This is a genomic window from Bradyrhizobium sp. AUGA SZCCT0169 (assembly GCF_018130085.1).
GTDB lineage: Bacteria > Pseudomonadota > Alphaproteobacteria > Rhizobiales > Xanthobacteraceae > Bradyrhizobium.
In genome coordinates this window covers 42,718-68,984 of record NZ_JAFCMC010000021.1, presented here as the reverse complement: position 1 = coordinate 68,984, position 26,267 = coordinate 42,718, and the positions used below count along the sequence as shown (strand labels likewise).

The 26,267-nt window shown below is 62.7% G+C and carries 21 protein-coding genes and 1 tRNA gene; 7 read left to right on the top strand and 15 right to left on the bottom strand.

The window, feature by feature from the left end:
- Positions 1-124 precede the first annotated feature (124 nt).
- Positions 125-271 carry a hypothetical protein gene (locus JQ609_RS22465; RefSeq protein WP_212209622.1) on the top strand — a complete coding sequence of 49 codons (147 nt, stop codon included), beginning with the start codon at positions 125-127 and terminating at the stop codon, positions 269-271.
- A 91-nt stretch (positions 272-362) separates the two neighbouring features.
- Here the strand turns inward: JQ609_RS22465 and JQ609_RS22460 are convergent, their stop codons facing one another.
- Together JQ609_RS22460 and JQ609_RS22455 are read right to left on the bottom strand one after the other, a co-directional pair.
- Complete coding sequence (locus JQ609_RS22460; protein WP_212209621.1) at positions 363-1,439, bottom strand: tartrate dehydrogenase; 1,077 nt, start codon at positions 1,437-1,439, stop codon at positions 363-365.
- A gap of 29 nt (positions 1,440-1,468) precedes the next feature.
- Positions 1,469-2,458: a tripartite tricarboxylate transporter substrate-binding protein gene (locus JQ609_RS22455; RefSeq protein WP_212209620.1), complete on the bottom strand. Its 990-nt coding sequence runs from the start codon at positions 2,456-2,458 to the stop codon at positions 1,469-1,471.
- A gap of 134 nt (positions 2,459-2,592) precedes the next feature.
- Here JQ609_RS22455 and JQ609_RS22450 point away from each other — a divergent pair, with 134 nt between their 5' ends.
- Both JQ609_RS22450 and JQ609_RS22445 read left to right on the top strand, forming a co-directional pair.
- Positions 2,593-3,498, top strand: a complete 906-nt coding sequence (locus JQ609_RS22450; RefSeq protein ID WP_212274994.1) for a LysR family transcriptional regulator — start codon at positions 2,593-2,595, stop codon at positions 3,496-3,498.
- A 111-nt stretch (positions 3,499-3,609) separates the two neighbouring features.
- The gene (locus tag JQ609_RS22445; RefSeq protein WP_212209618.1) at positions 3,610-3,786 is read left to right on the top strand and encodes a hypothetical protein; all 177 of its coding nucleotides are present in this window, start codon (positions 3,610-3,612) and stop codon (positions 3,784-3,786) included.
- 30 nt (positions 3,787-3,816) lie between these two features.
- Here the strand turns inward: JQ609_RS22445 and JQ609_RS22440 are convergent, their stop codons facing one another.
- The 11 genes from JQ609_RS22440 to metF form a co-directional block, all read right to left on the bottom strand.
- Positions 3,817-4,233: an META domain-containing protein gene (locus JQ609_RS22440; protein ID WP_212209617.1), complete on the bottom strand. Its 417-nt coding sequence runs from the start codon at positions 4,231-4,233 to the stop codon at positions 3,817-3,819.
- A gap of 201 nt (positions 4,234-4,434) precedes the next feature.
- A complete protein-coding gene (locus tag JQ609_RS22435) occupies positions 4,435-4,800 on the bottom strand; it encodes a hypothetical protein (protein WP_312014882.1) in 366 nt (121 codons plus the stop codon).
- Positions 4,801-4,822: 22 nt separating this feature from the next.
- Complete coding sequence (locus tag JQ609_RS22430) at positions 4,823-7,957, bottom strand: efflux RND transporter permease subunit (RefSeq protein ID WP_212274993.1); 3,135 nt, start codon at positions 7,955-7,957, stop codon at positions 4,823-4,825.
- A 12-nt stretch (positions 7,958-7,969) separates the two neighbouring features.
- A complete protein-coding gene (locus JQ609_RS22425; protein WP_212274992.1) occupies positions 7,970-9,655 on the bottom strand; it encodes an efflux RND transporter periplasmic adaptor subunit in 1,686 nt (561 codons plus the stop codon).
- Positions 9,656-9,729: 74 nt separating this feature from the next.
- Complete coding sequence (locus tag JQ609_RS22420) at positions 9,730-10,251, bottom strand: hypothetical protein (RefSeq protein WP_212274991.1); 522 nt, start codon at positions 10,249-10,251, stop codon at positions 9,730-9,732.
- A 213-nt stretch (positions 10,252-10,464) separates the two neighbouring features.
- A complete protein-coding gene (locus JQ609_RS22415) occupies positions 10,465-10,827 on the bottom strand; it encodes a hypothetical protein (RefSeq protein WP_249128293.1) in 363 nt (120 codons plus the stop codon).
- A gap of 22 nt (positions 10,828-10,849) precedes the next feature.
- Positions 10,850-11,113 (bottom strand): hypothetical protein, encoded by a 264-nt coding sequence (locus tag JQ609_RS22410; protein WP_212274989.1) that lies wholly within the window; start codon positions 11,111-11,113, stop codon positions 10,850-10,852.
- A 560-nt stretch (positions 11,114-11,673) separates the two neighbouring features.
- Positions 11,674-11,750 (bottom strand) — tRNA-His (locus JQ609_RS22405).
- A 920-nt stretch (positions 11,751-12,670) separates the two neighbouring features.
- A complete protein-coding gene (gene maiA / locus JQ609_RS22400; RefSeq protein ID WP_212274988.1) occupies positions 12,671-13,333 on the bottom strand; it encodes a maleylacetoacetate isomerase in 663 nt (220 codons plus the stop codon).
- 127 nt (positions 13,334-13,460) lie between these two features.
- Positions 13,461-17,315, bottom strand: coding sequence for a methionine synthase (metH, locus tag JQ609_RS22395; protein WP_212274987.1), 3,855 nt, complete (start codon positions 17,313-17,315; stop codon positions 13,461-13,463).
- 4 nt (positions 17,316-17,319) lie between these two features.
- Entirely contained in the window at positions 17,320-18,231 is a 912-nt protein-coding gene (gene metF, locus JQ609_RS22390; protein ID WP_212274986.1) for a methylenetetrahydrofolate reductase [NAD(P)H], read from the bottom strand.
- 395 nt (positions 18,232-18,626) lie between these two features.
- Here metF and JQ609_RS22385 point away from each other — a divergent pair, with 395 nt between their 5' ends.
- Entirely contained in the window at positions 18,627-19,646 is a 1,020-nt protein-coding gene (locus JQ609_RS22385; protein ID WP_212274985.1) for an LLM class flavin-dependent oxidoreductase, read from the top strand.
- 153 nt (positions 19,647-19,799) lie between these two features.
- Here the strand turns inward: JQ609_RS22385 and JQ609_RS22380 are convergent, their stop codons facing one another.
- Both JQ609_RS22380 and JQ609_RS22375 read right to left on the bottom strand, forming a co-directional pair.
- On the bottom strand, positions 19,800-20,660 hold the full coding sequence (locus JQ609_RS22380) for a prephenate dehydratase (RefSeq protein WP_212274984.1): 861 nt from the start codon (positions 20,658-20,660) through the stop codon (positions 19,800-19,802).
- Between the two features lie 31 nt (positions 20,661-20,691).
- Positions 20,692-21,432 (bottom strand): 3-deoxy-manno-octulosonate cytidylyltransferase, encoded by a 741-nt coding sequence (locus JQ609_RS22375; RefSeq protein WP_212274983.1) that lies wholly within the window; start codon positions 21,430-21,432, stop codon positions 20,692-20,694.
- 209 nt (positions 21,433-21,641) lie between these two features.
- On the opposite strand from JQ609_RS22375, the gene JQ609_RS22370 reads away from it, so the two are divergent.
- From JQ609_RS22370 to JQ609_RS22360, 3 genes are all read left to right on the top strand, one after another.
- Positions 21,642-22,190: a cytochrome c family protein gene (locus tag JQ609_RS22370; RefSeq protein ID WP_212206243.1), complete on the top strand. Its 549-nt coding sequence runs from the start codon at positions 21,642-21,644 to the stop codon at positions 22,188-22,190.
- 331 nt (positions 22,191-22,521) lie between these two features.
- Positions 22,522-24,372, top strand: coding sequence for an extracellular solute-binding protein (locus JQ609_RS22365; RefSeq protein ID WP_212275024.1), 1,851 nt, complete (start codon positions 22,522-22,524; stop codon positions 24,370-24,372).
- A gap of 23 nt (positions 24,373-24,395) precedes the next feature.
- Positions 24,396-26,264, top strand: a complete 1,869-nt coding sequence (locus tag JQ609_RS22360) for an extracellular solute-binding protein (RefSeq protein WP_212274982.1) — start codon at positions 24,396-24,398, stop codon at positions 26,262-26,264.
- Positions 26,265-26,267: the final 3 nt, after the last annotated feature.

Below are 26,267 nucleotides of genomic sequence, written 5' to 3'. Positions count from 1 at the left end.
GCCTGATTGCCACCTCCGCAGCCTGTCACCTCGGGAACAGCGCGCCGGTTCGGTCTCAGGCATTCTCCAAATCACAGGAAACGGACGCGGTGGTCGCGGTCCAACTGCCAAAAGGAGAACTGCCATGAATACCCAGAACGCTCAGATCGACGTGCTTTCCGACGAACAGCTCAATGCCGTGTCGGGTGGCAAGGACCGGGTTCAGGTCACCAAGGAGCAGTACGAACAGATCCTCGAAGTCAAGTTCATGTTCGCCAGCCTCAAGAAGTAAGCGGATTAGGAGATCCTCCGCGTTCCAATACGAGTACGGCGGACCAGGCCTATTGGCCGGTCCGCCGCACTTGTTTCCGCCGGCGCGCGCGTCAGTCGTTGGCGCCGTGGATGGAGGCGACGACCGCGGCCGTGACCTCATTCGTCCTGGCCTTGCCGCCGAGGTCCGGCGTGTGAAAGCGGGGGTCGGCGGTGACACGTTCGACCGCCTGCATCAGCCGCGTCGCGGCCGCCGGCTCGCCGAGGTGCTCCAGCATCATCACCGATGACCAGAACGTCCCGACGGGATTGGCGATGCCTTTGCCGATGATGTCGAAGGCCGAGCCGTGTATCGGCTCGAACATCGAGGGATAGGTCCGCTCCGGATTGAGGTTCGCTGTTGGCGCGATGCCGAGCGAGCCGGCGAGCGCGGCCGCGAGATCCGACAGCACGTCGGCATGCAAATTGGTCGCCACCACGGTATCGATGGTCTCCGGCTTCATGACCATGCGCATGGTCATCGCGTCGACCAGCATCTTGTCCCAGGTCACGTCCTTGAACTCGGCCGCGATCTCGACTGCGATCTCGTCCCACATCACCATGGCATGGCGCTGCGCGTTGGATTTGGTCACGACGGTGAGCAGCTTGCGCGGCCGCGACTGTGCGAGCTTGAAGGCGAAGCGCATGATGCGCTCGACCCCGGGACGGGTCAGGATCGAGACGTCGGTTGCGACTTCGAGCGGCAAGCCCTTGTGGACGCGGCCACCGACGCCGGCATATTCGCCTTCCGAGTTTTCGCGGACGATCACCCAGTCGAGCTCCTTGCCGTGCACGTTGCGCAGCGGGCTGGTGATGCCGGGCAGGATCCGCGTCGGGCGGACATTGGCGTACTGATCGAACGGCTGGCAGATGGCGAGCCGCAGCCCCCACAGCGTGATGTGATCAGGCACATCAGGCGCGCCGGCCGAGCCGAACAGGATCGCGTCGTGATCCTTGATCTGGTCGCGGCCATCCTCCGGCATCATGATGCCGTGCTTCTTGTAGTATTCAGATCCCCAGTCAAAATGATCGACCTTGAACTTGAAATTGCCGTCGCGCTGGGCCAGCGCGTGCAGCACCTCGACACCTGCAGCAATGACTTCGGTGCCGATCCCGTCGCCCGGGATGGCGGCTATGGCGTACGTCTTCATCGATTGGTCTCCGGATGGCGAATGATTATTTAGTTTCCCTTGGCACCCGCTGCCTTGATCACGGCGCCCCAGCGCGGCACTTCGGCCGTCAGATGCGCCTTGAGCGCCGCTGGCGTCGCCTGCTCGGCCTGGACCGGCTCGGTGCCGAGATTGGCAAACCGCTCAATCACCTTGGGGTCCATCAGCGCGGCCTGAAGAGCTGTGACCAGCTTGTCGGTGGCCTCTTTGGGCAATCCCTTCGGGGCCCACATCGCATGCCAGGCCGAGACCTCAAATCCCTTGACGGCGCCGCCGTCGAGCGTCGGCAGGTCGGGCAATGACGAGACTTTGGCTTTGGTCGTGACCGCAAAGCCCTTGATCTTGCCTTCCTTGATCTGGTTGGTGGTGTTGGTGGTCTGGTCGCACATCACGTCGAACTGGCCGCTGAGCAGGTCGTTCATGGCCGGCCCGGTGCCGCGATAGGGAATCCCGTTCATCTGCACGCCGAGCTCCTTCATCAGCATCAGCATGCACAGATGCGAGGCGGAGCCGATGCCGGCATGCCCGTAGACGGCCTTTTCGCCGCTGGCGCGAATCCACGCCACGTACTCGGTCACATTGTTGGCAGCAAGCGTCGGCTTCGACACCAGGGTCATCGGCACGTCGGTGATGCGGCCGAGGTGGTCGAAATCGTCGACGACATCATATTTGAGAGAGTCGTAGAGCGCGGGCGCGGTCGCGTGCGCGATGTGCCAGATCGCGAGCGTGTAGCCGTCGGCGGCCGACTTCGACACGCGCGCCATGCCGAGCGTGCCACCGGCGCCGCCGACATTTTCGACCAGGATGGTCTGGCCGAGGCTTCGGCCCATCGATTCCGCGATGAGGCGGGCCACGGTGTCGGTCGGCCCTCCGGCCGCCGCCGGAACGATGATGGTGATCGGTTTTGTCGGAAAGGCGGTCTGCGCGAAGGCTGTGTGTGACGCCCATAGCGACGCGGCCGCGATGGCACCGGAAAGGATCGTGCGACGATTGAACCGCATTGGGTCGCTCCCTGCAGAATTCGTTGATTGGCTGATTTCAGCGCTTGCCGACAAGGTAAGGCCAAAGGTCACGCGCCTTCAATCGGCATACGATTATACAAATATTTGATATAATCTGCCGGGGAGGACGAAATATGGAACTGCACCAGCTTCGCTGCTTCGTGGCGGCGGCCGAGGAATTGCATTTCGGGCGTGCGGCGCAGCGGCTGGAAATGCTGCCCTCCGCGCTCGGCCGTTACATCCGGCTGCTCGAAGACGATCTCGGCACAAGGCTGATGACGCGAACGACGCGCAGCGTGACGCTGACCGATGATGGCGTCGTCCTGCTCAAGGAGGCCCGCATTTTGCTGGCGCAGGCGGACAATCTGGCGGTCAAATTCCAGGCGCGGGGCCGCAAGCAGGGCGCGATCATCCGCGTCGGCGCGATCGACAGCGCAGCGGCGGGACTGCTGCCGATGCTGCTTTCCGACTTTCGCGAACAGAGACCTGACGTCACGGTGAAACTGACGGAAGACAAAACGATCCGGCTGTTGCCGGCGCTGATCTCCGGCCGGCTCGACATCGCCCTGGTACGCCCGCCAGAAAAGCCCGACAAGCGGCTGGAATTTCTGTTTCTCCTACACGAGACCGCGGTCGTCGCCGTACCGGATCGTCATCCCCTCGCGTCGAGAAAACGGGTGACCGTCGCCGATCTTGCCGAACAGCCGCTGATCGTCCCCGAGCGTCGCTCGCGCCCGCATAGCCACGATCTGACCATGAAACTGTTTGCGCAGGCCGGGCTGCAGGCGCGCATCATCCAGATTGCCAATGAAAAGCAGACCATCGTGAATCTCGTCGCGGCCGAAATTGGCGTTGCCATCGTGCCGCGATGGACGTCGCGAATGGCGGCGCGTGGCGTTCGGTTTGTTCCGCTGGCGGGATCAGACATGAACCGCTTGCCGCTCGCAGCCGCTTGGACCCGCGGCGCGCGCGATCTCATCAGGGACGAAATGCTTGGTATCCTCAAAGCGTCCCTCAAACGCTATGCACGGGAGGCCTGACGAGGCGGGCCGCCGGCTGACGGTGATCTGGGTCACAAACAGCCGGGGCGGAGAAAGGCAAAATCCCGTTCGTCGCAGCATCGTGCGGCGCCTAACCAAGGGAAAACAGCCATGACCGATTTCACTCCCGTCAAACCCGAAGCATTGACATCAGATGAACTCGACCGCGTTGCCGGTGGCATCATCGTCGTCGGCGGATTGCTGCGCCAGTTTACCTCCAGGCTGGACTGGGTCGCGCTCAATCCGCAGCCGCTGCCGCCGAAGGTTTTCTTTTCATTCCGCTGGTAGCGGCCGCAGCCTCCGGCTCGACTCGCGCGCCTAGTTCGTGTTGAGCCGGAACCGCAGCGTTCTGGTGCCGATGAACGAGATCGCATCGCCCTGCCGCTTCCAGGTCGCGGCATCGGTCAGTGCGGCAATCAGTTCGTCGTCGGCCTGGGCGCGATTGGGCGGACAATTACGGTTCTCCATCGCGCCGGCGACGAAGATCACGGTGTTGCCCGCCACCGAAAACTGGCCCTTGCCGCCTTTGCACCAGAGTTCGAGCACCACTTCGCCGCGGTCGCCGATTTCCAGATTCGGTATTCGCTTGGAGCCGGGCTGCGGCGGGACATCCATGGTCATTTCCATCCCGAACGGAAAGCCGTTGTCGGCCTGGGCATGACCGGCATTGGGAGCGGAAACCAGCAGCACCGAAGCAACGCCTGCGAGCTTCACCATGCGCGCGAATGAAATCATGCAACCTCTCTCGAAAAATCCTCAACCCCGATATCGCGCCGTTCTATTGAACAAGTATGTCATTGGCTAGAGCCGTCCGGTTCAGACCGGTTTCCTGTCCTGCCTCAGCCAATGCGCAAAATGCCGCACCGATGAAAAAATCCCCGCGGGCTTCGCCGCGGGAGTTTGGTTGATCGACTTGGCTCTCGCTTCGCAATCCGCTCAGTCGAATTTTGCCTGCGCCGTCTTTCCATCAGGGCCGGTCAGTTGAACGACACCTTTTGGCTGAACCGGCAATGCGACGCTGGCTGTGCCGGAAAGCAGCGCGCTGCCGGCAGGCTGGAGCAGGATTCGCTGCGATTTGCCGTCGACAACGAGGATGGCAACCGCCTTGAACCCTGTGGCCGGGATCGATTTCTGGTTCTCGTCGCTGACGAAGAGTTCGAGCTTGTCCGATTTCGAAACCAGTTCGACGTGATACGAACCGGCATGCGCGACCCAGCCGCCATTCGTTCCTCTCTCGTCGTGCGCCGAGGCGCAAGTCGACCAGGCCAGCACGGCCACGACCATCAAAAATTTCGCATTCACCGTCATTCTCCGGATGTTGATGTCAAAAAGCTTCGGCGGCTGAATTTGCCGCGGCCGTCTCCGCACTGCCGCCAGCGCCTCTTCGCAGCCGCTCCAGCGGCGCTTCGCCATAGCGAAGGAACAGAACGGGCGTCAGCAGCGTGTCGAGCAGGGTCGCGCTGAGGAGACCGCCGAAAATCGTCACGGCCACCGGATGCAGAATTTCCTTGCCGGGCGTTGCCGCATCGATCAGCAGCGGCACCAGCGCGACACCGGCCGACATCGCCGTCATCAAGACCGGCGTCAGCCGCTCGACGCTGCCGCGAACCACGAGGTCGTGCCCGAACGGCATTCCCTCCTTCAGCGCCAGGTTGATGTAGTGGCTGATTTTCAGGATGCCGTTGCGAACCGCAATGCCGGTCAGCGTGACAAATCCAACCATCGACGCAACCGAGAGCGGTTGGCCCGCCAGCCAGAGCGCCGCGACCGAGCCGATCAGCGCCAGCGGGACGTTGCCCATGATGATGAAGGCAAGCACGGCCGAGCGGTAGCGGCTGTAGAGAATGGCAAACACCAGCAACAGTGACAGCAGCGAGAGCACGCCGATGGTCCGGCTTGCTTCCTCCTGGGCCTGGAACGTTCCCTCCAGCCGAACGTAGAAACCCTCGGGAAGCCTGGTCGAGGCGGTCACCTTGCGGATCGCCGCGATGATGTCGGTCATGTCGGCCGTCCCGTCGGCGTTCGCCAGCACCACCACACGGCGGCGGCCGTTCTCGCGCAGGATCTGGTTGGGGCCTTCGGTCTCCTTGACGTCGGCGATCTGCCGCGCCGGGATCCATCCGGCCGGCGTTTCGATCAAGAGGTCGCCCAGGGTTTGCGTGGTGCGAAGCCGGTCCGGCAGCCGCATCGTGACGTCGAACCGGCGATAGCCGTCCACCACCCGTGAAATGACGCGGCCGTTCGAGAGCCGGCTGAGCTGCTGGATCACGGCGGCCGGCTGCACGCCATAAAGCGCGGCACGGCCATAGTCGACGCGGATTTCCAGCTGCGGAATCAGGACCTGCTTTTCGACCTGCAGGTCGGTGAGACCCGGAATCTCCGAAAGCTTGCCGCGCAACATGTCAGCGGTCGCGCGCAGGCTGTTCAGATCGTCGCCAAAGACTTTCAGCGCAATTTCGGCCCGGACGCCCGAAAGCAGATGGTCGAGCCGGTGCGAAATCGGCTGGCCGACATTGATCGCAGCGGGAAGCACGGCGAGCCGCGCCCTTATATCCGCGACAATTTCGGTCTTTGGCCGTTTCGATGGCTTGAGATTGACCTCGAGGTCCGACGAATGGACGCCTTCGGCATGCTCGTCGAGCTCCGCCCGGCCGGTTCGCCGGCCAACGGTCTTGACCTCGGGCACTTCAAGGATGAGGCGCTCGGCAATCAACCCGACGCGATGGGATTCGGCGAGCGAGATTCCCGGATTGAACAGCATGTTGATCGTGAAGGTGCCCTCGTTGAAGGGCGGCAGGAATGCGCGGGGAAGATAGAATGCGGAAACCGCCGCCATCACGACCGCCGCGAGCGCGGCAGCCATCAGGGCGCGCTGATGGTGGAAAACCCGTTCGAGCAAGGCCGCATTGGCGCGCTTGAGCATCGCGACCAGCGCGCTGTCGCCATGATCGAGGCGCTTGAGATGCGGAAGCATGTGATACGCCATCACCGGGGTCAGGGTGATGGAGACCGCAAGGCTGGCGAGAATGGAGATGATGTAGGCCTGACCAAGCGGCGCAAACAGCCGGCCTTCGATGCCCGACAGTGCAAACAGCGGCACGAACACCAGAACGATGATGGCGGTCGCATAGACGATGCCGGAGCGCACTTCCTGGGATGCCGAGACGACCACATCGAACGCGGAGCGCGGATGCTCCAGGGCGCGATTTTCGCGCAACCGCCGGAAGATGTTTTCGACGTCGACGACGGCGTCATCGACCAGTTCGCCGATGGCGATGGCGATGCCGCCAAGGGTCATCGTGTTGATCGACAGGCCGGCAAAATAGAACACGACCGCGGTGGTCAGGATCGATACCGGGATCGCAGCCAGCGAGATCGCCGTGGTCCGCCAGTTCATCAGGAACAGAAACAGCACGATGGCGACGACCGCGCCGGCCTCGAGCAGGACACGCTCGACATTGCCGATCGAGGTCTCGATGAAATTGGCCTGACGGAAGATGATCTGGTCGGCCTTCATGCCCGTCGGCAGCGACGCCGTGATTTCCTTCAGGGCCTGTTCGATCTCGCGCGTGAGCCTGATCGTATCGACGTTGGGCTGCTTCTCGACCGAGACGACGACGGCCGGCTTGCCCATATAGCCGGCGTCGCCGCGCTTGACCTTGGGGGCGAACTCGACGGTGGCAACCTGCTTCAGATAGACCGGCCCGCCATTGACCTGCGCCACCACCACGTTGCGGAGGTCGTCCAGATTGGTGGTCCGCCCGATATTGCGGATCAGATATTCGCGGGCATGCTGATCGGTAAATCCGCCGCCGGTATTGACGCCGAACTGATTGAGGGCGAGTTCGACCTGCTCGTAGGTGACGCCGAGGCTGCGCAGCGCCGGCGGATTGGGCGCGATCCGGTATTGCCGGACTTCGCCGCCCATCGGAATCACCTGTGCGACGCCGGGGATGGTCAGCAGCCGCGGCCGCACCACGAAGTCGGCGGTCTCGCGCACTTCCATCGCCGAAGCGCGGTCGCTGGTCACCGCGACCAGCAGCACCTGCCCCATGATGGAGTTGATCGGTCCCAATTGCGGAACCGTATTGGGCGGCAACTGGGTCCGGATCAGATTGAGGCGCTCGCCGATCTGCTGCCGGTTACGATAGATATCGGTACCCCAGTCGAACTCGACATAGACGATTGAAAGGCCGATGCCGGAAACCGAGCGGACCCGCGTCACGCCGGGAACACCGTTCATCTGGGTCTCGATCGGAAAGCTGACGAGCTGTTCGACCTCTGGGGGCGCGAGCCCGTCCGACTCGGTCATAATCGTGACCGTCGGCTTGTTCAGGTCGGGAAACACGTCCACCGGCAGCCGGGTAGCGCTGAAGATGCCGAGCAATACCAGGACCAGCGCAGCCGCGATGACCAGGAGGCTGTTGCGCAGCGACTGTGTGACGAGAAAGCGAAACATCTGCTCGGCTCCTCAGCGCACTTGGTCGAGCAGTTCGGCGCCCTGCACCACGAGGCGCTTGCCGCCGGCAAGGCCGGTGGCGATGAACACGCGGTCGCCGTCGAGCGGCTCCACCCGCACCGGCCGCTGTTCGAAGCGCTCCGGCGTGACGTGTTCGTAAACCACCTCCTGCCCGTTGGCGTTGCGCACCAGACTGGCCCGCGGCACCGCAAGGCCGACCTTTTCCTCATTGGTGGTGGCCAGCACCGTGACGAACTGCCCGGCGCGAAGGCCGGAATGGTCGCCCTGAATGGCGAACTGGACCGGAATCGATTGATTGCGGTCCGCAAAGCCTGAGCCCTGATAGACCAGCGTGAAGGTACGATCGGTCCCGAGATTCGCAGTCGCGCTGCGAACGCCGGCCAGCGGATCGAAGCTGCGGGCTTCGACCCACAGACGGGTCGGATCGACGATGTGGAAAATCACCGCATTGGACTGGGCGATCTGTCCGGCCACCGGTGTGCCTTCGGCGACGACGCCGTCGACTGGCGCCAGCAGCGCTTCGGGCTCACGGCGCGCCCGGTCGAGCGATCCGCGGCGGTCTTTCAAGCCCTGCAGCTCCGACCTCGTGTCTTCGAGCTGGGAGCGGGCAATGGCGCCGCTCGGCACCAGCGTTTCATAGCGGGCGAGCCGGCGCTCCACGATGGAAATTTGCTGGTCGAGTTCGCCCTGGCGCTGGCGCATATCCGACACGTCGATGGCCTGCAGCGGCGGGTCGACATAAGCGAGCACGTCGCCTTTCTTGACCGGCGTCCCCAGTCTCGGAAAACCGCCGGGCGGGGCTGAGAGGCGGCCGCCCACCGAAGCCTGCACGAAGCCGCTGGCGTTCGGATCGGGAATGATCCGGCCCGGCAGCTCGATGGCGCGCGGGTGCGCACGGGATTCGGTCATCACGGTACGAAGGGCGAGAATGCGTTGCGTGCTCTTGGGCACGAACACGCCGCCATCTGGCAGGCGCTGTGCGAGGTCGCGAACCGACTGCATCGCGGCTGCCGGAGCGGCGCGATCATGGCCGTCATGGGAGCGCGATGAATTGTTGGACAGGACGAACGCGCCGGCGACGACGAGAACCATTGCCGCCGCTCTGCGACGCCGCCGGATCAGCGCCATGACGCCGATCCCGGCAGCAAGCCCGGCCAGGATGGCGATGAACAGCGCCGGGCCGTCGTGATTGAAGTGATAGCCGACCTCTCCCGCAATGGCGGAGGTCGAGAGCCACGATGTCGGTCCGGCCTTCGCCCCTGGAAGATCCGGAATCACCAGCCGGGCGGGCAACACATCGACATTGCCGTCTTTCGCGACCGTGAAGATCAGGTCGTAAGCGCCCGGCTTGCTGGACCAGGGCGCGTCGAGGCGATAGGGCTCGCCCGGCCTGGCTGCGGCCTTCTGCGGCCCGGCGGGCGTTTCGATTTCGATTTCGGCGCCATCCACCGGCTCGTTGGTTGCGAACCGGTCGAGATAGATGACGAGCACGCCTTCGCGCGCAATCGCAACCAGTTCGTGCGCATCCGAGTCGGTCTCGGCACGCGGCGCGAGACTGGCGCTCGACGCCGGAGCGGGCGCGCCATGATCGTGGCCTTCGTGCGCCAGCACCGGGCCTGCCATGAGCAGGAATGACATAGCCGCCACGCACCGCGCGGCACGGAACAAAAAAGACATCTGAATGACTCACCTGAGAAGAAGCGTGTTCTCGCTCGCGCGGCCGGCACATCGTGCCGCCGCGATATCTTTGCTCAGGTGAACGCTCGGGGGGGTTTACGCAGGCTTGCGGGTTCTATGCCCGAAGCAAGCACGGCACCGGTGACATCAAGTCGGTGCGAATGAACTGCAGGAGGCAAACATTGCGAGGCTGCAACCAAAGCGGCGCCGCCGCAGCACCCCATGCCCGCCCCGCAACAACCGTCCACGCATCCGTCCGCGTCGATCGGCGCTGCATCGGGCACCCGACCTGCGGTCAGGAAAAGCCGGTGCGGGATAGATCCGTTGGCTTCGGTGAGGTCAGCCTCGTTGGTGAAGAAGGCCTCTTTGGTGAAGGCAGCCTCGGCAAAGACGTCCCTGGTGAACGCAGCCTTGGTGAGGTGATGCGCCACCGGCACATGGGCGGCGTGAGGCACCGCGTGATGATGAACGTGGGCATGTCCCTGCAGGCGGTGGGCCTGGTCGGCATGGGCGCGGGCCAAGGCAGGCGCGAATTGAACGGCGATCAGGACGATCACCGCACAAATAAACTGCCAAAGCTTTGGGTTCGCGTTCATCAAGCTCACAATATCACAGGGCTCTCGGCCCTGCATAGGTCAGATTAAAGATGGCTAACGCGAGCTGCGAGCCATTTGTAGTCGTCTTGCATCTTTCTGTCGCCTTCAGGCCAGCAACGGTTCACGAGGCTTTGATGAACGGGGCTGCTGGTCCAGACCGGGTGTATATTCACGCTCGAAACTGAATACTATTACGGTCGGCATCCCCCAACCTCAGTTGAATTTGGCTTGCACTGTCTTGCCATCGGGTGAGGTCAGTTGCACCACCCCCTTCGGCTGCGCCGTCAGCGTATCGCTGGCGGTTCCGGAAAGCCGCCCGCTTCCGGCAGGTTCCATCGCAATGCGTTGGGCTTTGCCATTCACGACGAAGATGCCAACGGCCTTGTATCCGGTTGCGGCGATCGGCTTCTGGTTCGCATCGCTGATGTAGAGGTCGACCTTCTCGGATTTCGAAACCAGCTCGACATGGTACGAGCCGGCATCCTCGACCCTGCCGCCATTCGTTCCCTGGTGATCGTGCGCCCAGGCGCTGGCCGACGAAGACAAGAGCGCCGCAACCAGTAGAAATTTCTTCATTGTCATTCTCCAGCGATGGCGATCAAGCCGAGGCGTTAAGCCGGCCGACGGCGTCGGCCGGCTTTTCGTCGTTAGTGGTGGTGGTGGTGACCGTGATGGTGGTGACCGTGGTGATGATGATGGCCATGATGATGGTGATGGCCATGATGACGGTGCCAGCGCCAATGCCAGTGACCGTGATGGTGGTGGTGGCCATGATGGTGATGACCATGATGGTGATGGCCGTGGTGATGATGGCCGTGATGGTGACGCCAATGCCCCGCGCTGCTTGCGGAGACGCCGGCAACCAGGATGGCGGTTGCAGCGAACGCGGAGAGGATTGCTTTACGAAACGACATGGTAGCTCCTTGGGTTGTGGTAGCAGGGGATCTGCTCCGTAGTTCGAACCCTATGATCGTCGTCGTCGGCTGAACGTGAGCTGAAACACGTTGGTGCACTCGCCTCTTCTTGAAGCGTGGACCGGCAAGCGAATCCGCAAGGCAAATCAGACACGAACTGCACATTCATCTCGGCGTGCGCCACAATGACGCGCGCCGAAATTGCTTCGTCGCCGATCGTGTCAATGTGTCGAATCGTGTGCATGGCCGTTTGACGCGCGCGTCATTCACATCGTTCATGGAAAATTTCTGAACAGTTGTTCAGGTGTCCGCTCGGTCATGAAGAAAATTGCGATCGTCAGCACGTATTGAGGATCGCAACCAGCGTCGCGACATGGTGCAACTCCTTGCGGCTCACCTGCCGTCGGCCGCAGTGAAATTCGGGCTCGGCAAATAGTTGGTTCTGCTCGATGGAGAACCAGGCAAAATGGGAGTTGCGATGAAAGCTGATTTGACCGCCTTGAAAGGCTGGTACAGTTGGGTGGGTTCGAACCACCGACCTCCTGTTCCACAGACAGGCGCTCTAACCAACTGAGCTACAACTGCATCCTGCGCGAAGCCTTGGGAAGGATTTGCTTCGGCCGTTCGTGAGTACGGCGGGCATCATCGCTTGAATGTGAGCTGGCGCACACAGTGGATCGGACGTGCAAATGACAATCCAGCTCCGTCATTGCGAGCCACCCGGTCGGCGCGTAGCGCCGCCGGATGACAGGCTCCGCGAAGCAATCCATGGCACCACTTGCGGAGGCATGGATTGCTTCGTCGCTGTCGCTCCCTTGCGCAAACGCTTCGCGTTTGTCGCAGGCAATGACGACGTAGCGAGAGTGGCTGCGACAAATTAACCCGACGGGCAAAATTCCGCTTCCCTCGTCGGGCAAATCAGCGGTTTGAATCGTCGCGTCCCGCCCGACAAGAGGGGCGTGCGCACGTCACGAACGCGCGGCGGGTTGCGGTGGACGCTGGTTCACGTCTGACGACGGCGTGGATTAAGCGTACGGCAAAACCGTGTGGTCCTGGCGCCCGTTACAGGCGTCAAGCTGTCGGAGAAGCGCAAGCGGAAACGGCGGCGACGGAGTCAACCAGAACTCGTCTCCGGGGAGATCACGGCATAAGTCGTAAAGCCATTGCGCAGGGAAGGCCGGGTGTTCTCCGCTGCCCTGTATGCTCGTGTGCAGCCTACTTAGTGCAAACCGCACACGGGACCGCGGGTGCAGCGCGCACCCGGTCTTCCCTGCACCCTCTCATTGGAGGGCAAGGAAATTTCTGGCAAAGCTCGGGCGCAGCAGGCCGCGACATCGTGAAGGTGCGTTCAGTGCAGAGTGTCGCAACAAACACCGCCGTCGTCCCGGCCTTGAGCCGGGACCCATAACCACAGGAAGAGGTTTTGCGAATGGTCTCTGTTACCGAGTCCTCATCGAGAGATCACGCGGTATGGGTCCCGGCGTTCGCCGGGACGATAAGTTCACTCACCCCTTCGGCCGCATCGCCTCCGGCGTATCGGGCTGCATCGATGGATGCGCGCTGGCAAATTCCGGCAGCGCCATCGCGGCATCATAGATGCGCTTCACGGCCGGATAGGGCGCAAGGTCGATCTGCTGATTGACCGCCGCGGTGACGTGCCCGACCATGCAGATGTCTGCAAATGTTGGCGCATCACCTTGGCAAAAGCGCCCCGTGTCCGTGTGGCCGGCAAGATGGCCTTCCAGCGCCGCCAGCGTCTCCACGGTCCAGTGTCGCCGCCATGCGGCCTGCTGGGTGTCGCGCAAATTCAGTTCGTGATCGAGATAGCGGCGCACCCGCGGCGTCAGCAGCGGATGGCCTTCGCAGGCGACCATTTGCGCGAGCCCGCGCACCCGGGCGCGGGCGCGCGGATCGGCCGGCAGCAGCGGCGGAGCGGGATGCATCTCCTCGAGATATTCGAGGATCGCGAGCGACTGAAACAGCACGGTGCCGTCATCCAGCACCAGCGACGGCAGCGCCATCTGCGGATTGACGCGGCGATATTCTTCACCGCGCTGCGCGTTGGCGTCGAGATCGATGAACACGACTTCCGCCGGCAGGTTCTTCAGATTGAGCGCGATGCGAACGCGAAAGCTCGCCAGCGATCGCCAGAAGGAGAAGAATTTCATGGAGGAGCCTCGGCACACTCTGTCATGCCCGGGCTTGACCCGGGCATCCATCCACCTTCGAGAGAGTCTCCTGAAGATGGATCACCGGGTCAAGCCCGGTGATGACAGTGGTATATGCCGGGAAGCCTTACGCTCCCACCGCCTTCTTGCGATACGCCAGATGCACCGCGCAGGTGCACCCCGGCGGATGCGAGGCGACATCGTTGGCGGGGACTGCCGCGATCGGCGCAGGCGCCGCTGCCGCCGGCTGATCCTGCGACGGAATGTAATTCAGCACCGGGGCCAGCCAGCGCTCGGTCTCGGCGACGCTCATGCCCTTGCGCGCGGCGTAGTCCTCGACCTGGTCGCGCTCGATCTTGCCGACGCCGAAGTAAAAACTCTCGGCGTGGCTGAAATAGAGTCCGGACACCGACGAGCCCGGCCACATCGCATAACTCTCGGTGAGTTTTACGCCCGCGGTGTTCTCCGCGTCGAGCAGCCGGAACAGCGTCGCCTTCTCGGTGTGATCAGGCTGCGCGGGGTAACCGGGCGCGGGGCGGATGCCGGCATATTGTTCAAGGATCAGCTGATCCGGCGCCAGCGCCTCGTCCGGTGCATAGCCCCAGAATTCCCGGCGTACGCGCGCATGCATCCGTTCGGCGAAGGCTTCGGCGAGACGATCGGCCAGTGCCTTGCACAGGATCGAGGAGTAATCGTCATTGGCGTTCTTGAAGCGGTCGGCGACGACGTCCTCGCCGATCCCGGCGGTGACGACGAAGGCGCCGATATAGTCGGGCACGCCGGAAGAGACCGGCGCGATGAAGTCGGACAATGCCGAGTTGAAGCGGCCTTCGCGCTTCTCCAGTTGCTGGCGCAGCGTGTGGAAGGTCGCGATCTCGGTCTTCCGGGTATCGTCCGCGTACACCTTGATGTCGTCGCCGACAGCGTTGGCCGGCCAGAAGCCAATGGTGGCGCGCGCCGTGAACCACTTCTCCTTGATGATCAGGTCCAGCATCTTGCGGGCGTCGTCATAGAGCGAGCGGGCGACTTCGCCGATCTTGGGATCGTCGAGAATGGCCGGGAAGCGCCCGGTCAGTTCCCAGGTCTGGAAGAACGGCGTCCAGTCGATGTATTCGGCCAATTCAACAAGGTCGTAGGCGTCAAAGCTCCGGATGCCGAGGAACGCCGGCCTCGATGGCGGCGTCTTGGCGAAATCGATGGTCATCGCGTTGGCGCGCGCATCCGCCAGCTTCAGCCGCTTCTTGTCGGCCTGGGCGCGGAAATGCGCCGCGGAGATTTTCGCGTATTCGGTCCGGATGTCGGCGGCATAGGCCTCGCGGCGGTCCGGCGACAGCAGCGAAGAAGCCACGCCGACGGCGCGGCTGGCGTCGTTGACATGAACCACCGGGCCGCCCTTGTAGTTCGGGTCGATCTTGACGGCGGTGTGAACGCGGCTGGTGGTGGCGCCACCGATCAACAGCGGCATGTTCATGCCCTGCCGTTGCATCTCGCCGGCGAGAAAACTCATCTCGTCCAGCGAGGGCGTGATCAGGCCGGACAGCCCGATGATGTCGGCGCCCTCGGCCTTGGCGGTCTCGATGATCTTGGCGGCCGGCACCATGACGCCGAGGTCGATCACCTCGAAATTGTTACATTGCAGCACGATGCCGACGATGTTCTTGCCGATGTCGTGGACGTCGCCCTTGACGGTCGCGAGCACGATCTTGCCGGCGGCGTTGCGGCCGCCGTTGCTGGTGACGCCATTGGCGAGGTTGCGCGCCTTCTCCTCTTCCATGAACGGCATCAGATAGGCCACCGCCTGCTTCATGACGCGGGCGGACTTCACCACCTGCGGCAGGAACATCTTGCCGTCGCCGAAGAGGTCGCCGACGATGTTCATGCCGTCCATCAGCGGGCCTTCGATCACGTTGAGCGGCCGCTCGACGGTCTTGCGCACCGCCTCGGTGTCTTCCTCGATATATTCGGTGATGCCGTGCACCAGCGCGTGAGAAAGCCGCTTCTCGACCGTCCATTCGCGCCAGGCCAGATCCTGCTCCTTGGTCTGCTTCTCCTTGCCGCGGAATTTCTCCGCCAGCGCCAGCAGTTTTTCGGACGCACCGGGATCGCGGTTGAGGATGACGTCTTCGCATACCTGGCGCAGCTCGGGATCGATGTCGTCATAGACGATCATCTGCCCGGCATTGACGATACCCATGTCCATGCCGGCCTTGATGGCGTGATACAGGAACACCGAATGCATCGCCTCGCGCACCGGCTCGTTGCCGCGGAACGAGAACGACAGGTTCGAAACGCCGCCGGAAATATGCGCATGCGGCAGGTTCTGGCGGATCCAGCGCGTCGCCTCGATGAAGTCGACGCCGTAATTATTGTGCTCCTCCAGCCCGGTCGCGATCGCAAAGATGTTCGGGTCGAAGATGATGTCCTCGGGCGGGAAGCCGAGCTGGTCGACCAGGATGTCATAGGCGCGTTTGCAGATCTCGGTCTTGCGCGCGAACGTATCGGCCTGTCCGACCTCGTCGAACGCCATCACGACCACGGCCGCGCCATGGCGCTGCGCAATGCGGGCCTCGTGGATGAATTTTTCCTCGCCCTCCTTCATCGAGATCGAGTTCACCACCGGCTTGCCCTGAACGCATTTCAGGCCGGCTTCGATCACGCTGAATTTCGAGGAGTCCACCATGACGGGGACGCGGGCGATATCGGGCTCGGCGGCGACGAGGTTGAGGAACGTCACCATCGCGGCTTCGGAGTCGAGCAGGCCTTCGTCCATGTTGACGTCGATGATCTGGGCGCCGTTCTCGACCTGGTCGCGCGCGACCTGCAGGGCCGCGGTGTAGTCGCCAGCGGTGATCAGTTTACGAAATTTCGCCGAACCCGTGACGTTGGTGCGCTCGCCGACGTTTACAAACGGGATCGCGGGCGTGAGCTCAAACGGCTCCAGGCCGGACAGCCGCAGACGCGGCTCAATCTCCGGAACGGCGCGGGGCTTGTGCGGGGCGACGGCCGCCGCAATCGCCGCGATGTGGGCGGGCGTGGTGCCGCAGCAGCCGCCGACGATGTTGACGAGGCCGGCTTGTGCGAACTCGCCGATCAGGCCCGCCATGAACTCCGGGCTCTCGTCGTACTGGCCGAACTCGTTGGGCAGGCCGGCGTTCGGATAGGCGCACACCAGCGTATCCGCGACGCGGCCGATGTCGGCGATGTGGGCGCGCAGATCCTCGGCGCCGAGCGCGCAGTTGAAGCCGATCGTGATCGGCTTGGCATGCCGCACCGAATTCCAGAAGGCCTCAGGCAATTGCCCGGAGAGGAGGCGGCCGGATTTGTCGGTGATGGTGCCCGAGATCATCACGGGCACGTCGATATTACGTTCTTCGCAGATTTCCGAGATCGCGTAGAGCGCCGCCTTGGCGTTCAGCGTGTCGAAAATGGTTTCGACCAGCAGCAGGTCGGCGCCGCCGTCCAGGAGACCGTTGATCTGTTCGCCATAGGACTTGCGCAGATCGTCAAACGTGACGGCGCGGTAGCCGGGGTTGGACACATCAGGCGAGATCGAGGCGGTGCGGTTGGTCGGGCCCAAGGCGCCGGCGACGAAACGCGGCTTGCCGTCCTCGGCGGTGACGCGCTCGGCGGCGTTGCGGCAGAGCCGCGCGCCGTCGCGATTGAGTTCGTAGGCGAGGTCCGACATGTCGTAATCGGCCTGCGCGATCGAGGTCGAGGAGAAGGTATTGGTCGCGACGATGTCGGCGCCGGCGCGCAAATAATCGGCGTGGATGTCCTCGATCGCCTGCGGCTGGGTCAGGATCAGCAGATCGTTGTTGCCGCGGACGTCGCGGTGGAAATCCTTGAAGCGCTCGCCGCGGAACGCGGCCTCGTCATATTGCAGGCCCTGGATCATGGTGCCCATGGCGCCATCGAGCACCAGGATGCGTTCGCGGGCAGCCGCGCGCAGGGCGGTTCGCTTCGGGGACACAGGTACGGTCATCGGATCAGGCAGCTTTCTGTGCGCCATTGGGACGGATGCCCAGCAAATGGCTGATCGCGAACACGAGGTCCGCGCGGTTCATGGTGTAGAAGTGAAAGGTGTCGACGCCCTGCTTTGCCAATTTCTGCACCTGGCCCGCCGCGACAGTTGCGGCCACGAGCTTTCGCGTCTCGGCGTCGTCGTCGAGCCCTTCGAACTTGTCGGCGAGCCAGGACGGCACCGTGGTGCCGGCGCGGGTCACGAAGCTGCGGGCCTGCTTGAAATTGTGCATCGGCATGATGCCGGGCACTACGGGGATGTTGATGCCGCGGGCGCGGACGCGGTCGAGGTAGCGCAGATAAAGGTCGTTATCGAAGAACACCTGGGTGATGGCGCGCGCCGCACCGGCGTCGACCTTGGCCTGCAGCGTGTCGATGTCGGCGTCGAGGTTCGGGCTCTCCGGATGCTTCTCCGGATAGGCCGAGACCGAGATTTCAAAATCGGGATAGCGCTTCTTGATGCCGGCGATCAGGTCGGGCGAGCTTTGATAGCCATCGGGATGCGCGTTGTAGGCGGTGCCGATGCCGGTGGTGGGGTCGCCGCGCAGCGCCACGATGTGGCGGACGCCGATCTCGTGATAGCGCGCGACCACGTCGTCGATCTCGCCCTTCGGGGCGCCGACGCAGGTCAGATGCGCGGCCGGCGTCAGATTGGTCTCTTTCAGGATGCGGGCGATGGTCGAATGGGTGCGCTCCCGCGTGGATCCGCCGGCGCCATAGGTCACCGACACGAAATTGGGGGCAAGCGGCGCCAGCCGGTTGATGGTTTCCCAGAGCGAGCGCTCCATCTCCTCGGTTTTCGGCGGGAAGAACTCAAAGGAGATTTTTGGCGATTGCAGCGCGCGGTGAATGGACGCAGCGGACGTAACTTCGGTCATGGCACTCACAGGCTCCACAGGCGGAGGGGCATCAGGCCGAGCGGCCATCAGCTAAAATAGGCCAAACGAGGCCGTCCATACAGCCCATCAAGGATGGGAATTTGCCCAATTTTTACGTGAATAGTGAAATTTGTGGCCGTTATAATAGGATGGTGGGCAGAATGATCTTCGAGCCAGACGGTACAAAAAGATTATATAGTACAGATAGTTATGCCATTTCTAAGTCCTGCAAGATGCTTCAACCAGTTGGTGGGCTGGATCGATATCAATCCTGCATATGGCGTCATGTCCCACGCGGAGCGGTCTCGAGTCCTGACTCCCGTCGCCGGCAGCGCGGGCCTGATCTGCGCAGGCCGGGCCTTTGTCGCTTCCGCCGGCCGCACTAGTCTAGGGCGATGATCCCGCTTTCAGTCCTCGACCTCTCCGTCGTCACCACAGGCACCAAACCCGCTGCGGCCTTGCGCAACAGCATCGATCTGGCGCGCCATGTCGATGAGCTTGGCTATGTCAGGTACTGGCTTGCCGAGCATCACAACCTCACCTCGGTCGCGAGCCCCGCACCCGATCTGATGATCGGACAGATCGCGGCGGTGACGAAAAACATCCGCGTCGGCTCCGGCGGCGTGATGCTGCCCAATCACGCGCCGCTGGTGGTGGCCGAACGCTTCAAGATGCTGGAGGCGCTGTTCCCAGGCCGCATCGACCTCGGACTCGGCCGTGCGCCGGGCACCGATGGCGCCACGGCTTACGCGTTGCGCAGCCGGCTCGACAAGCGCGAGGGTGACGATTTCCTCGAACGGCTGCAGGAGCTCATCCTGTGGGAGACGCGCGAGTTCCCGGCCGGCCACCCCTACAACAATGTGGTCGCGATGCCGGACGATTCGCCGCTGCCGCCGATCTGGCTGCTGGGCTCCAGCGACTACAGTTCCGAACTTGCCGCCCAGGTCGGCATGGGTTTCGCGTTCGCGCATCACTTCGCCTCCTATGACGCGATCGAGGCGATGACGCATTACCGCGCGCGCTTCAAACCGTCGGGCTGGCGCCCGGCGCCGCACGGCATTCTGGCGGTCGCCGCCGTTGCCGCCGAAACCGACGCCGAGGCCGAAAAGCTGGCGTCCTCGATGGACCTCAATCGCCTGCGCCGCGACCGCGGCCAGTATCTGCCACTGCCTGATGTCGAGGAGGCGCTGGCCTATCCCTATTCGGACGCCGAACGGGCCTCGATCGCGCGCAACCGCTCGCGGCTGTTCGTCGGCAACCCGGCAACGCTGATGGCCAAGCTGCAGCCGATGATCACGGCAAGCCAGCCGGACGAACTGATGGTCATCACCGCGGTCTACGATCACGACGCGCGCAAGAAGTCGTATAGCTTGCTGGCGGATGCGTTCGGGCTCAGCAGCAAAGCCGCAGCGTAGCACGGTGTCGTCCCGGCCTTGAGCCGGGACCCATACGCCGCAGCAATTATTATTGGATGAACTGGTTATTGCCTTCCTTCATCACGAAGGCCGGTGGCTATGGGTCCCGGCTCAAGGCCGGGACGACGTGTTGAGAGAGTTTCGCCGCGCCACTTAATCCACCATCTCGCTGAACGTCAGGCGGAACGGCTGCGCCGGGTAGACGCCGACGATGCGGAATTCACGAGAGAAGAATTTCAGCTCCTCCAGCGCGAACGCCAGGCTCCGGTCCTCGGGGTGGCCGTCGACATCGGCGTAGAATTGCGTGGCGAAGAATTCGCCGTCGACCATGTAGCTTTCCAGCTTGGTCATGTTGACGCCGTTGGTGGCAAAACCGCCGAGTGCCTTGTAGAGCGCGGCGGGAAGGTTGCGCACCCGGAAAACAAAAGTCGTGACCAGCGGCCCCGATCCCTGCTCGGCCCACTGGGCTTCGCGCGCCAGCACCACAAAGCGCGTGGTGTTGTGGGCCTCGTCCTCGACGTCCTCGGCCAGAATGTCGAGACCGTAGATATTGGCGGCGAGGCGTGACGCAATCGAGGCGCAATGCTTGTCACCGCGTTCGGCGACGATGCGCGCGCTTCCGGCGGTGTCGCCCGAAACGACCGGCTTGATGCCAAGCTTGCGGATGATGCGGCGGCACTGGCCGAGCGCGTGGACGTGGCTCTCGACGGTCTTGATGTCGGCGAGTTTGGCGCCGCGCGGCGCCATCAGCTGGTGGTGGATCGGCAGAAACCACTCGCCGACGATGAACAGCCCGGAATGCGGCAGCAGATGATGGATGTCGGCGACGCGGCCGGCGACCGAATTCTCGATCGGGATCATCCCCAAATCCGCTTCGCCTGAGGAGATCGCGGCCAGCGCGTCCTCGAAGGTCGGGCACGGCAACGGCTCGGCGTCCGGATAGGCCTCGACGATGGCGATATGGGAGTTGGCACCAGGTTCGCCCTGGAACGCGATTTTCAGCTTGCTTGTCATGTCGTCTTTCTGGGGGCCTTGTATCAGCCGTTCAGGTTTTGGCCAGCATCTGGCGGGCGGTTTCGAGGTCGGCCGGGGTATCGACGCCCCGCGGGACCGTGTCCACGATCATGACGTCGATCCGCATGCCGGCTTCCAGCGCTCGGAGCTGCTCGAGTTTCTCCTGCTGCTCGAGCGGCGAGGGCGGCAGCGCCACAAAGCGCTCCAGCGCGGCGCGGCGATAGGCGTAAAGGCCGATATGATGGTAGCGTGGCCCGACGCCGGTGGGCGCCGTCGCCCGCGTAAAATAAAGCGCCCGCAACCGCCGCGGGCCGATCGGCGAGCCGACCGCCTTGACCACGCTCGGCGCGAGGTCCTCTTCCTCGGTATGGATTTGGGCCGCCAGCGTCGCGATATCGACCGCCGGATCGGCCAGCGGCGGCAGCACGTCACGGATATTCTCCGGCGAGATGGTCGGAAAATCGCCTTGCAGATTGACGATGATCTCGGCCTCGCCGTCGGGATCGAGCGCCTTCATCGCCTCGTAAATCCGGTCCGAGCCGGACGGGTGGTCTGGGCGGGTCATGACCGCTTCGCCGCCATGGGCCGTCACCGCGGCGGCGATTTCCGCCGTGTCGGTGGCGACCGCGACCCGGCCGATGTTGGCAGCTTCCGCCCGCCGCAGCACATGGATGATCATCGGCACCCCGCCGATGTCCAAGAGCGGCTTGCCGGGCAGCCTTGTGGCGGCCATGCGGGCGGGAATCAGCACCAGGTTGCGGGTTTCGGTCATCGGGTGCGAGGTCACGGGCTAGCGAAAACAGGCCGGAAATAATGGGGATTGGCGGAAAGTCGGGGCGTTTATACGGGTTGCCAGAGCCCGGGCAAACCGATATCTCAACCCTGCTGAGGGTGCGGCGCGAAAGCCTGATTCCTGAGGCTAAACCGCGGCCGTTTGCCGGCCTTTAAGTCGATCCTTTAAGGCCTGGAGCCTGAGCCACTATGGACTCCTTCGAACTCAACAAAATTCTCGGCGCCGTTCTCGCCACCTGTCTTCTCGTCCTGGTGACGAGCTTCGCCGCCAACGCGATTTTCGCGCCCCATATGCCGGAAAAGCCGGGCTTCGAGATCGCCGTGAAGGAAGTGACGCAGGGCGGGGCCAAGGAAGCCGCGGCGCCGTCAGAGCCGATCGAGAAATTGCTGCAGACCGCCTCGGTTGAAAAGGGCGCCGGCGCCGCCAAGAAGTGCGCGGCCTGCCACACCTTCGAAAAGGGCGGCCCCAACCGGGTCGGTCCGAACCTGTTCGGTGTCATCAACGAGAAGAAGGGCGAGGGGCGCGCCGGCTTCAACTTCTCGGCCGCGATGAAGGGCAAGGGTGGCACCTGGACCTTTGACGACATGAACAAGTTCCTCGCCAATCCGAAGGGCTTTATTCCGGGCACCGCGATGGGCTTTGCCGGTATCACAAAGGACAGCGAGCGCGCCGACGTGATTGCTTATCTGGCCACGCTGGCGGACAAGCCGGTGCCGCTGCCGACGGCGGCGAAATAACATTTCGACAGTCCTGCATGGACTTCGGCGACATGACGGCCAGGCATTGCCTGGCCGTTTGCATATCGCGTTGTTGTTATCGGGACCTTTCGCCGCACCGGCGCGTTGCGTTGGCTGATAACATGAGGAAAAAGCAACGAAATTCGTCGCACCCTTGCCTTATACTGGGCCCTCACTGGAGCATGATCCGGAAAAGCGGACACCGGTTTTCTGATTAGGATCGTACCCCTGCGATTATGCCCTGAAGATCAGACCTTGGTCCCACAGCAACAGGAATTCTGCATTGGCGATCACCCGACGACATCTCCTGCAAGGCGGCGCTGTGGCGGCGATGGCCCCGGCGCTGGGGCTTAATGCGAACCTTTTCGCGATTGAAGTCGCCCGCGCCCAGTCCGAAATCAATGGGCTGCAATGGCGCCACGCGCTCTCCCTGTTCGGTGACATCAAGTATCCAGCCGACTTCAAACATTTCGACTATGTCAATCCGAGCGCCCCCAAGGGCGGCGTCGCCCGGATGATCTCGATCGGCACGTTTGATAACTTCAATCTCGCCGTCGCCGGCGTTAAAGGCTCGCTCGCGCCGGCCGCCACGCTGATCTATGAGACGCTGATGACCAAATCGCAGGACGAGGTCGTCACCGAATATGGCCTACTGGCCGAAGCGGCGGCTCATCCGGAAGACTTTTCCTGGGTCGTCTACCGTCTCCGCAAGGAGGCGCGCTGGCACGACGGCAAGCCGGTCACGCCCGAAGATGTGATTTTCTCGATTGATGCGTTGAAGCAGTTCAGCCCGATGTACGGCTCCTATTACCGGCACGTGGTCAAGACAGAGAAGGCCGGCGAGCGCGATATCAAGTTCACTTTTGACGGTCCGGGAAATCGTGAACTGCCGACCATCGTCGGTGAATTGCCGGTCTTGCCCAAGCACTATTGGGAAGGCACCGACAGCCAGGGCCGCAAGCGCGACATCTCGTCGACGACATTGGAGCCGCCGCTGGGCTCGGGTCCTTATCGGATCAAGGAATTCGTTGCGGGCCGCTCCGTCACCCTAGAGCGCGTTAAGGACTATTGGGGTGCGCAAATTCCGGCTCAAATTGGAACGAACAATTTCGACCAACTGCGCTTCGAGTTCTTTCGCGACAATCTGGTTGCGCTGGAGGCCTTCAAGGCAGACCAAGCGGACTGGATTAGCGAGAATTCGGCCAAGCAATGGGCAACCCAGTATGAATTTCCGGCTGTCGTCGAAAAGCGGGTCGTCAAGGAAGAATTCAAGATCAACGATTCAGGCCGGATGCAGGCCTTCGTGCTCAATTTGCGCCGGGATCAATTCAAGGATGCGCGTTTGCGGCGGGCATTCAATTACGCCTACGATTTCGAGGAGATGAACAAGCAGCTCTTCTATAGCCAGTACAAGCGCATCAACAGCTACTTCGAGGGTACAGAGCTTGCATCATCCGGGTTGCCGGAAGGACGTGAACTGCAAATCCTCGAAGCGGTGCGTGACAAGGTGCCGGCCGAAGTCTTCACAAAGCCCTATGTCAATCCGGTTGGCGGTAATCCGGAGGCGGTGCGCGCCAATTTGCGGGAGAGTGCGAGGCTTCTGAAGGAGGCAGGCTTTCTGGTACGCGACCAGAAGCTCGTTGATAGCAACGGCAAGCCTGTTACCGTGGAAATCCTGGTGCAGGATCCGCCCGCCGAGCGCATTGCCCTGTTTTTCAAGCCATCACTTGAGCGCATCGGAGTCACGACGTCGATCCGGGTGGCCGATGACGCGCAATATCAAAATCGCATCCGCAGTTTCGATTTCGACATGATCATCGACCAATGGGGGCAGTCTCTGTCACCGGGCAATGAGCAACGGGAATTCTGGAGTTCGCGCACCGCCGATCAGCCGGGTTCGAGGAACACCGTCGGCATCAAGAATCCCGCCGTCGATGCGCTGATCGAGCAAGTGATTTTTGCCAAGGACCGTGAGGAATTGGTGGCGGCGACCCGAGCGCTGGACCGTGTGCTGCTCTGGAACTTCTATGTCATACCCCAATTCACCTATGGTTTCTCGCGCTACGCCCGCTGGGATCGTTTCAGCCACGCCGAGCCGTTGCCAAAATACGGCCGTTCGGGCCTTCCCTCGCTGTGGTGGTATGATGCCGAAAAGGCAGCCAAGATCGGAAAGCGCAGTTGAAGGAAAAGCGCAAGGAAAACCGGATGGCGCACCTCAATCGCCGGCACGTGCTGGGGCTCGGCCTCGGCGCGGTGAGTGCCAGCATGTTTCGTCCCGCCGCCGCCGACAATGGCGGCACCGAGATGCACGGCATGTCGGTCTTCGGCGACCTGAAATACCCGGCTGACTTCAAGCATTTCGACTACGTCAATCCGGATGCGCCGAAGGGCGGCTTGTTTTCCACGATCCCGTCGACCCGCGCCTACAACCAGTCCTTCCAGACGTTCAATTCGTTCAACGCTTTCATCCTCAAGGGCGAGGGCGCCAAGGGCATGGAGCTGACCTTTGATTCGCTGATGGCGCGCGCCAATGACGAGCCCGACGCGATGTATGGCCTTGCGGCGAAGTCGGTGCGGATTTCGCCGGACAAGCTCACCTACCGCTTCACCATGCGCCCCGAGGCTCGCTTTCGCGATGGCTCGAAGATGACGGCGCACGACGTCGCCTTCTCGCTCAACACGCTGAAGGAAAAAGGCCATCCGCTGATTGTGGTCCAGCTGCGCGACATGGTGAAGGCCGAGGCGCTCGACGATGCGACGGTGGCCGTGATGTTTGCGCCAAACCGCGCGCGCGACGTTCCGCTTTATGTCGCTAGCCTGCCGATCTTCTCCAAAGCCTACTACGCGACGCGGCCATTCGAGGAATCGACCACCGATATCCCGCTCGGTTCGGGACCGTACAAGGTCGGCAAATACGAGATCAACCGCTTCGTCGAATACGACCGCGTCAAGGACTGGTGGGCGGCCGATCTTCCCGTCAATCGCGGCAGCTACAATTTCGACACCGTGCGTTATGAGTTCTATCGCGACCGCGATGTCGCGTTCGAAGGCTTTACCGGCAAGAATTATCTCTACCGCGAGGAATTCACGGCGCGCATCTGGGCCACCCGTTACGATTTTCCCGCGGTCAAGGACGGCCGGGTCAAACGTGAAACCCTGCCGGATGAATTGCCTTCGGGTGGGCAGGGCTGGTTCTTCAACACCCGCCGCGACAAGCTGAAAGACCCCAGGGTACGCGAAGCGGTCATCAACGCGTTCGATTTCGAATGGACCAACAAGACCGTGATGTACGGCGCCTATGCGCGCACGGTTTCGCCGTTCCAGAATTCGGACATGGTGGCGACCGGGTTGCCGTCGCCTGAAGAGCTGAAGCTGCTCGAGCCGTTCCGCGGGCAGGTGCCCGCCGAGGTGTTCGGCGAGCCGTTCGTGCCGCCGGTGTCGGATGGGTCGGGCCAGGACCGGACTTTGCTACGCAAGGCCGGGCAGTTGCTGCAGGACGCGGGACTTATGGTGAAGGACCGCAAGCGCCTGCTGCCGAACGGCGAAGTCTTGAAGATCGAGTTTCTGCTCGACGAGCCCTCGTTCAAACCGCATCATGCGACCTTCATCAAGAACCTGGAACTGCTCGGGATCGAGGCGGAAATCCGGCTGATCGACGCCGTACAGTATCGCGCTCGCGTGGAGTCGTTCGACTTCGACATGACGACGATGCGCCTCAGCATGTCGCCGACGCCGGGTGACAGCCTGCGGCCTTACTTCACATCGCATGCGGCGGCCACCAAGGGGTCGTACAATCTGGCGGGAGTAGCTAATCCTGCGATTGACGCGCTGGTCGACAAGGCCATCGGCGCCGAAACGCGCGCTGATCTGACGATCGCGTGCCGTGCGCTGGATCGGGTGTTTCGGGCCGGCCGCTATTGGGTGCCGCAGTGGTTTCGCACCAATCACCCGATCGCCTATTGGGATCAATTTTCCCATCCGCCCAAGCCGGCACGCTACACGCAAGGCACCGGAGCGCCAGACAACTGGTGGTTCGAGGCCAACAAGGCTGCGAAACTCGAGCAGGCGAAATAATTC

Bases quoted from the DNA above. Each gene is read 5' to 3' on its own strand.
- JQ609_RS22465 (WP_212209622.1), top strand. From the start codon at position 125: ATGAATACCCAGAACGCTCAGATCGACGTGCTTTCCGACGAACAGCTC.
- JQ609_RS22460 (WP_212209621.1), bottom strand. From the start codon at position 1,439: ATGAAGACGTACGCCATAGCCGCCATCCCGGGCGACGGGATCGGCACC.
- JQ609_RS22455 (WP_212209620.1), bottom strand. From the start codon at position 2,458: ATGCGGTTCAATCGTCGCACGATCCTTTCCGGTGCCATCGCGGCCGCG.
- JQ609_RS22450 (WP_212274994.1), top strand. From the start codon at position 2,593: ATGGAACTGCACCAGCTTCGCTGCTTCGTGGCGGCGGCCGAGGAATTG.
- JQ609_RS22445 (WP_212209618.1), top strand. From the start codon at position 3,610: ATGACCGATTTCACTCCCGTCAAACCCGAAGCATTGACATCAGATGAA.
- JQ609_RS22440 (WP_212209617.1), bottom strand. From the start codon at position 4,233: ATGATTTCATTCGCGCGCATGGTGAAGCTCGCAGGCGTTGCTTCGGTG.
- JQ609_RS22430 (WP_212274993.1), bottom strand. From the start codon at position 7,957: ATGTTTCGCTTTCTCGTCACACAGTCGCTGCGCAACAGCCTCCTGGTC.
- JQ609_RS22425 (WP_212274992.1), bottom strand. From the start codon at position 9,655: ATGTCTTTTTTGTTCCGTGCCGCGCGGTGCGTGGCGGCTATGTCATTC.
- JQ609_RS22420 (WP_212274991.1), bottom strand. From the start codon at position 10,251: ATGAACGCGAACCCAAAGCTTTGGCAGTTTATTTGTGCGGTGATCGTC.
- JQ609_RS22415 (WP_249128293.1), bottom strand. From the start codon at position 10,827: ATGAAGAAATTTCTACTGGTTGCGGCGCTCTTGTCTTCGTCGGCCAGC.
- maiA (WP_212274988.1), bottom strand. From the start codon at position 13,333: ATGAAATTCTTCTCCTTCTGGCGATCGCTGGCGAGCTTTCGCGTTCGC.
- metH (WP_212274987.1), bottom strand. From the start codon at position 17,315: ATGACCGTACCTGTGTCCCCGAAGCGAACCGCCCTGCGCGCGGCTGCC.
- metF (WP_212274986.1), bottom strand. From the start codon at position 18,231: ATGACCGAAGTTACGTCCGCTGCGTCCATTCACCGCGCGCTGCAATCG.
- JQ609_RS22385 (WP_212274985.1), top strand. From the start codon at position 18,627: ATGATCCCGCTTTCAGTCCTCGACCTCTCCGTCGTCACCACAGGCACC.
- JQ609_RS22380 (WP_212274984.1), bottom strand. From the start codon at position 20,660: ATGACAAGCAAGCTGAAAATCGCGTTCCAGGGCGAACCTGGTGCCAAC.
- JQ609_RS22375 (WP_212274983.1), bottom strand. From the start codon at position 21,432: ATGACCGAAACCCGCAACCTGGTGCTGATTCCCGCCCGCATGGCCGCC.
- JQ609_RS22370 (WP_212206243.1), top strand. From the start codon at position 21,642: ATGGACTCCTTCGAACTCAACAAAATTCTCGGCGCCGTTCTCGCCACC.
- JQ609_RS22365 (WP_212275024.1), top strand. From the start codon at position 22,522: ATGGCCCCGGCGCTGGGGCTTAATGCGAACCTTTTCGCGATTGAAGTC.
- JQ609_RS22360 (WP_212274982.1), top strand. From the start codon at position 24,396: ATGGCGCACCTCAATCGCCGGCACGTGCTGGGGCTCGGCCTCGGCGCG.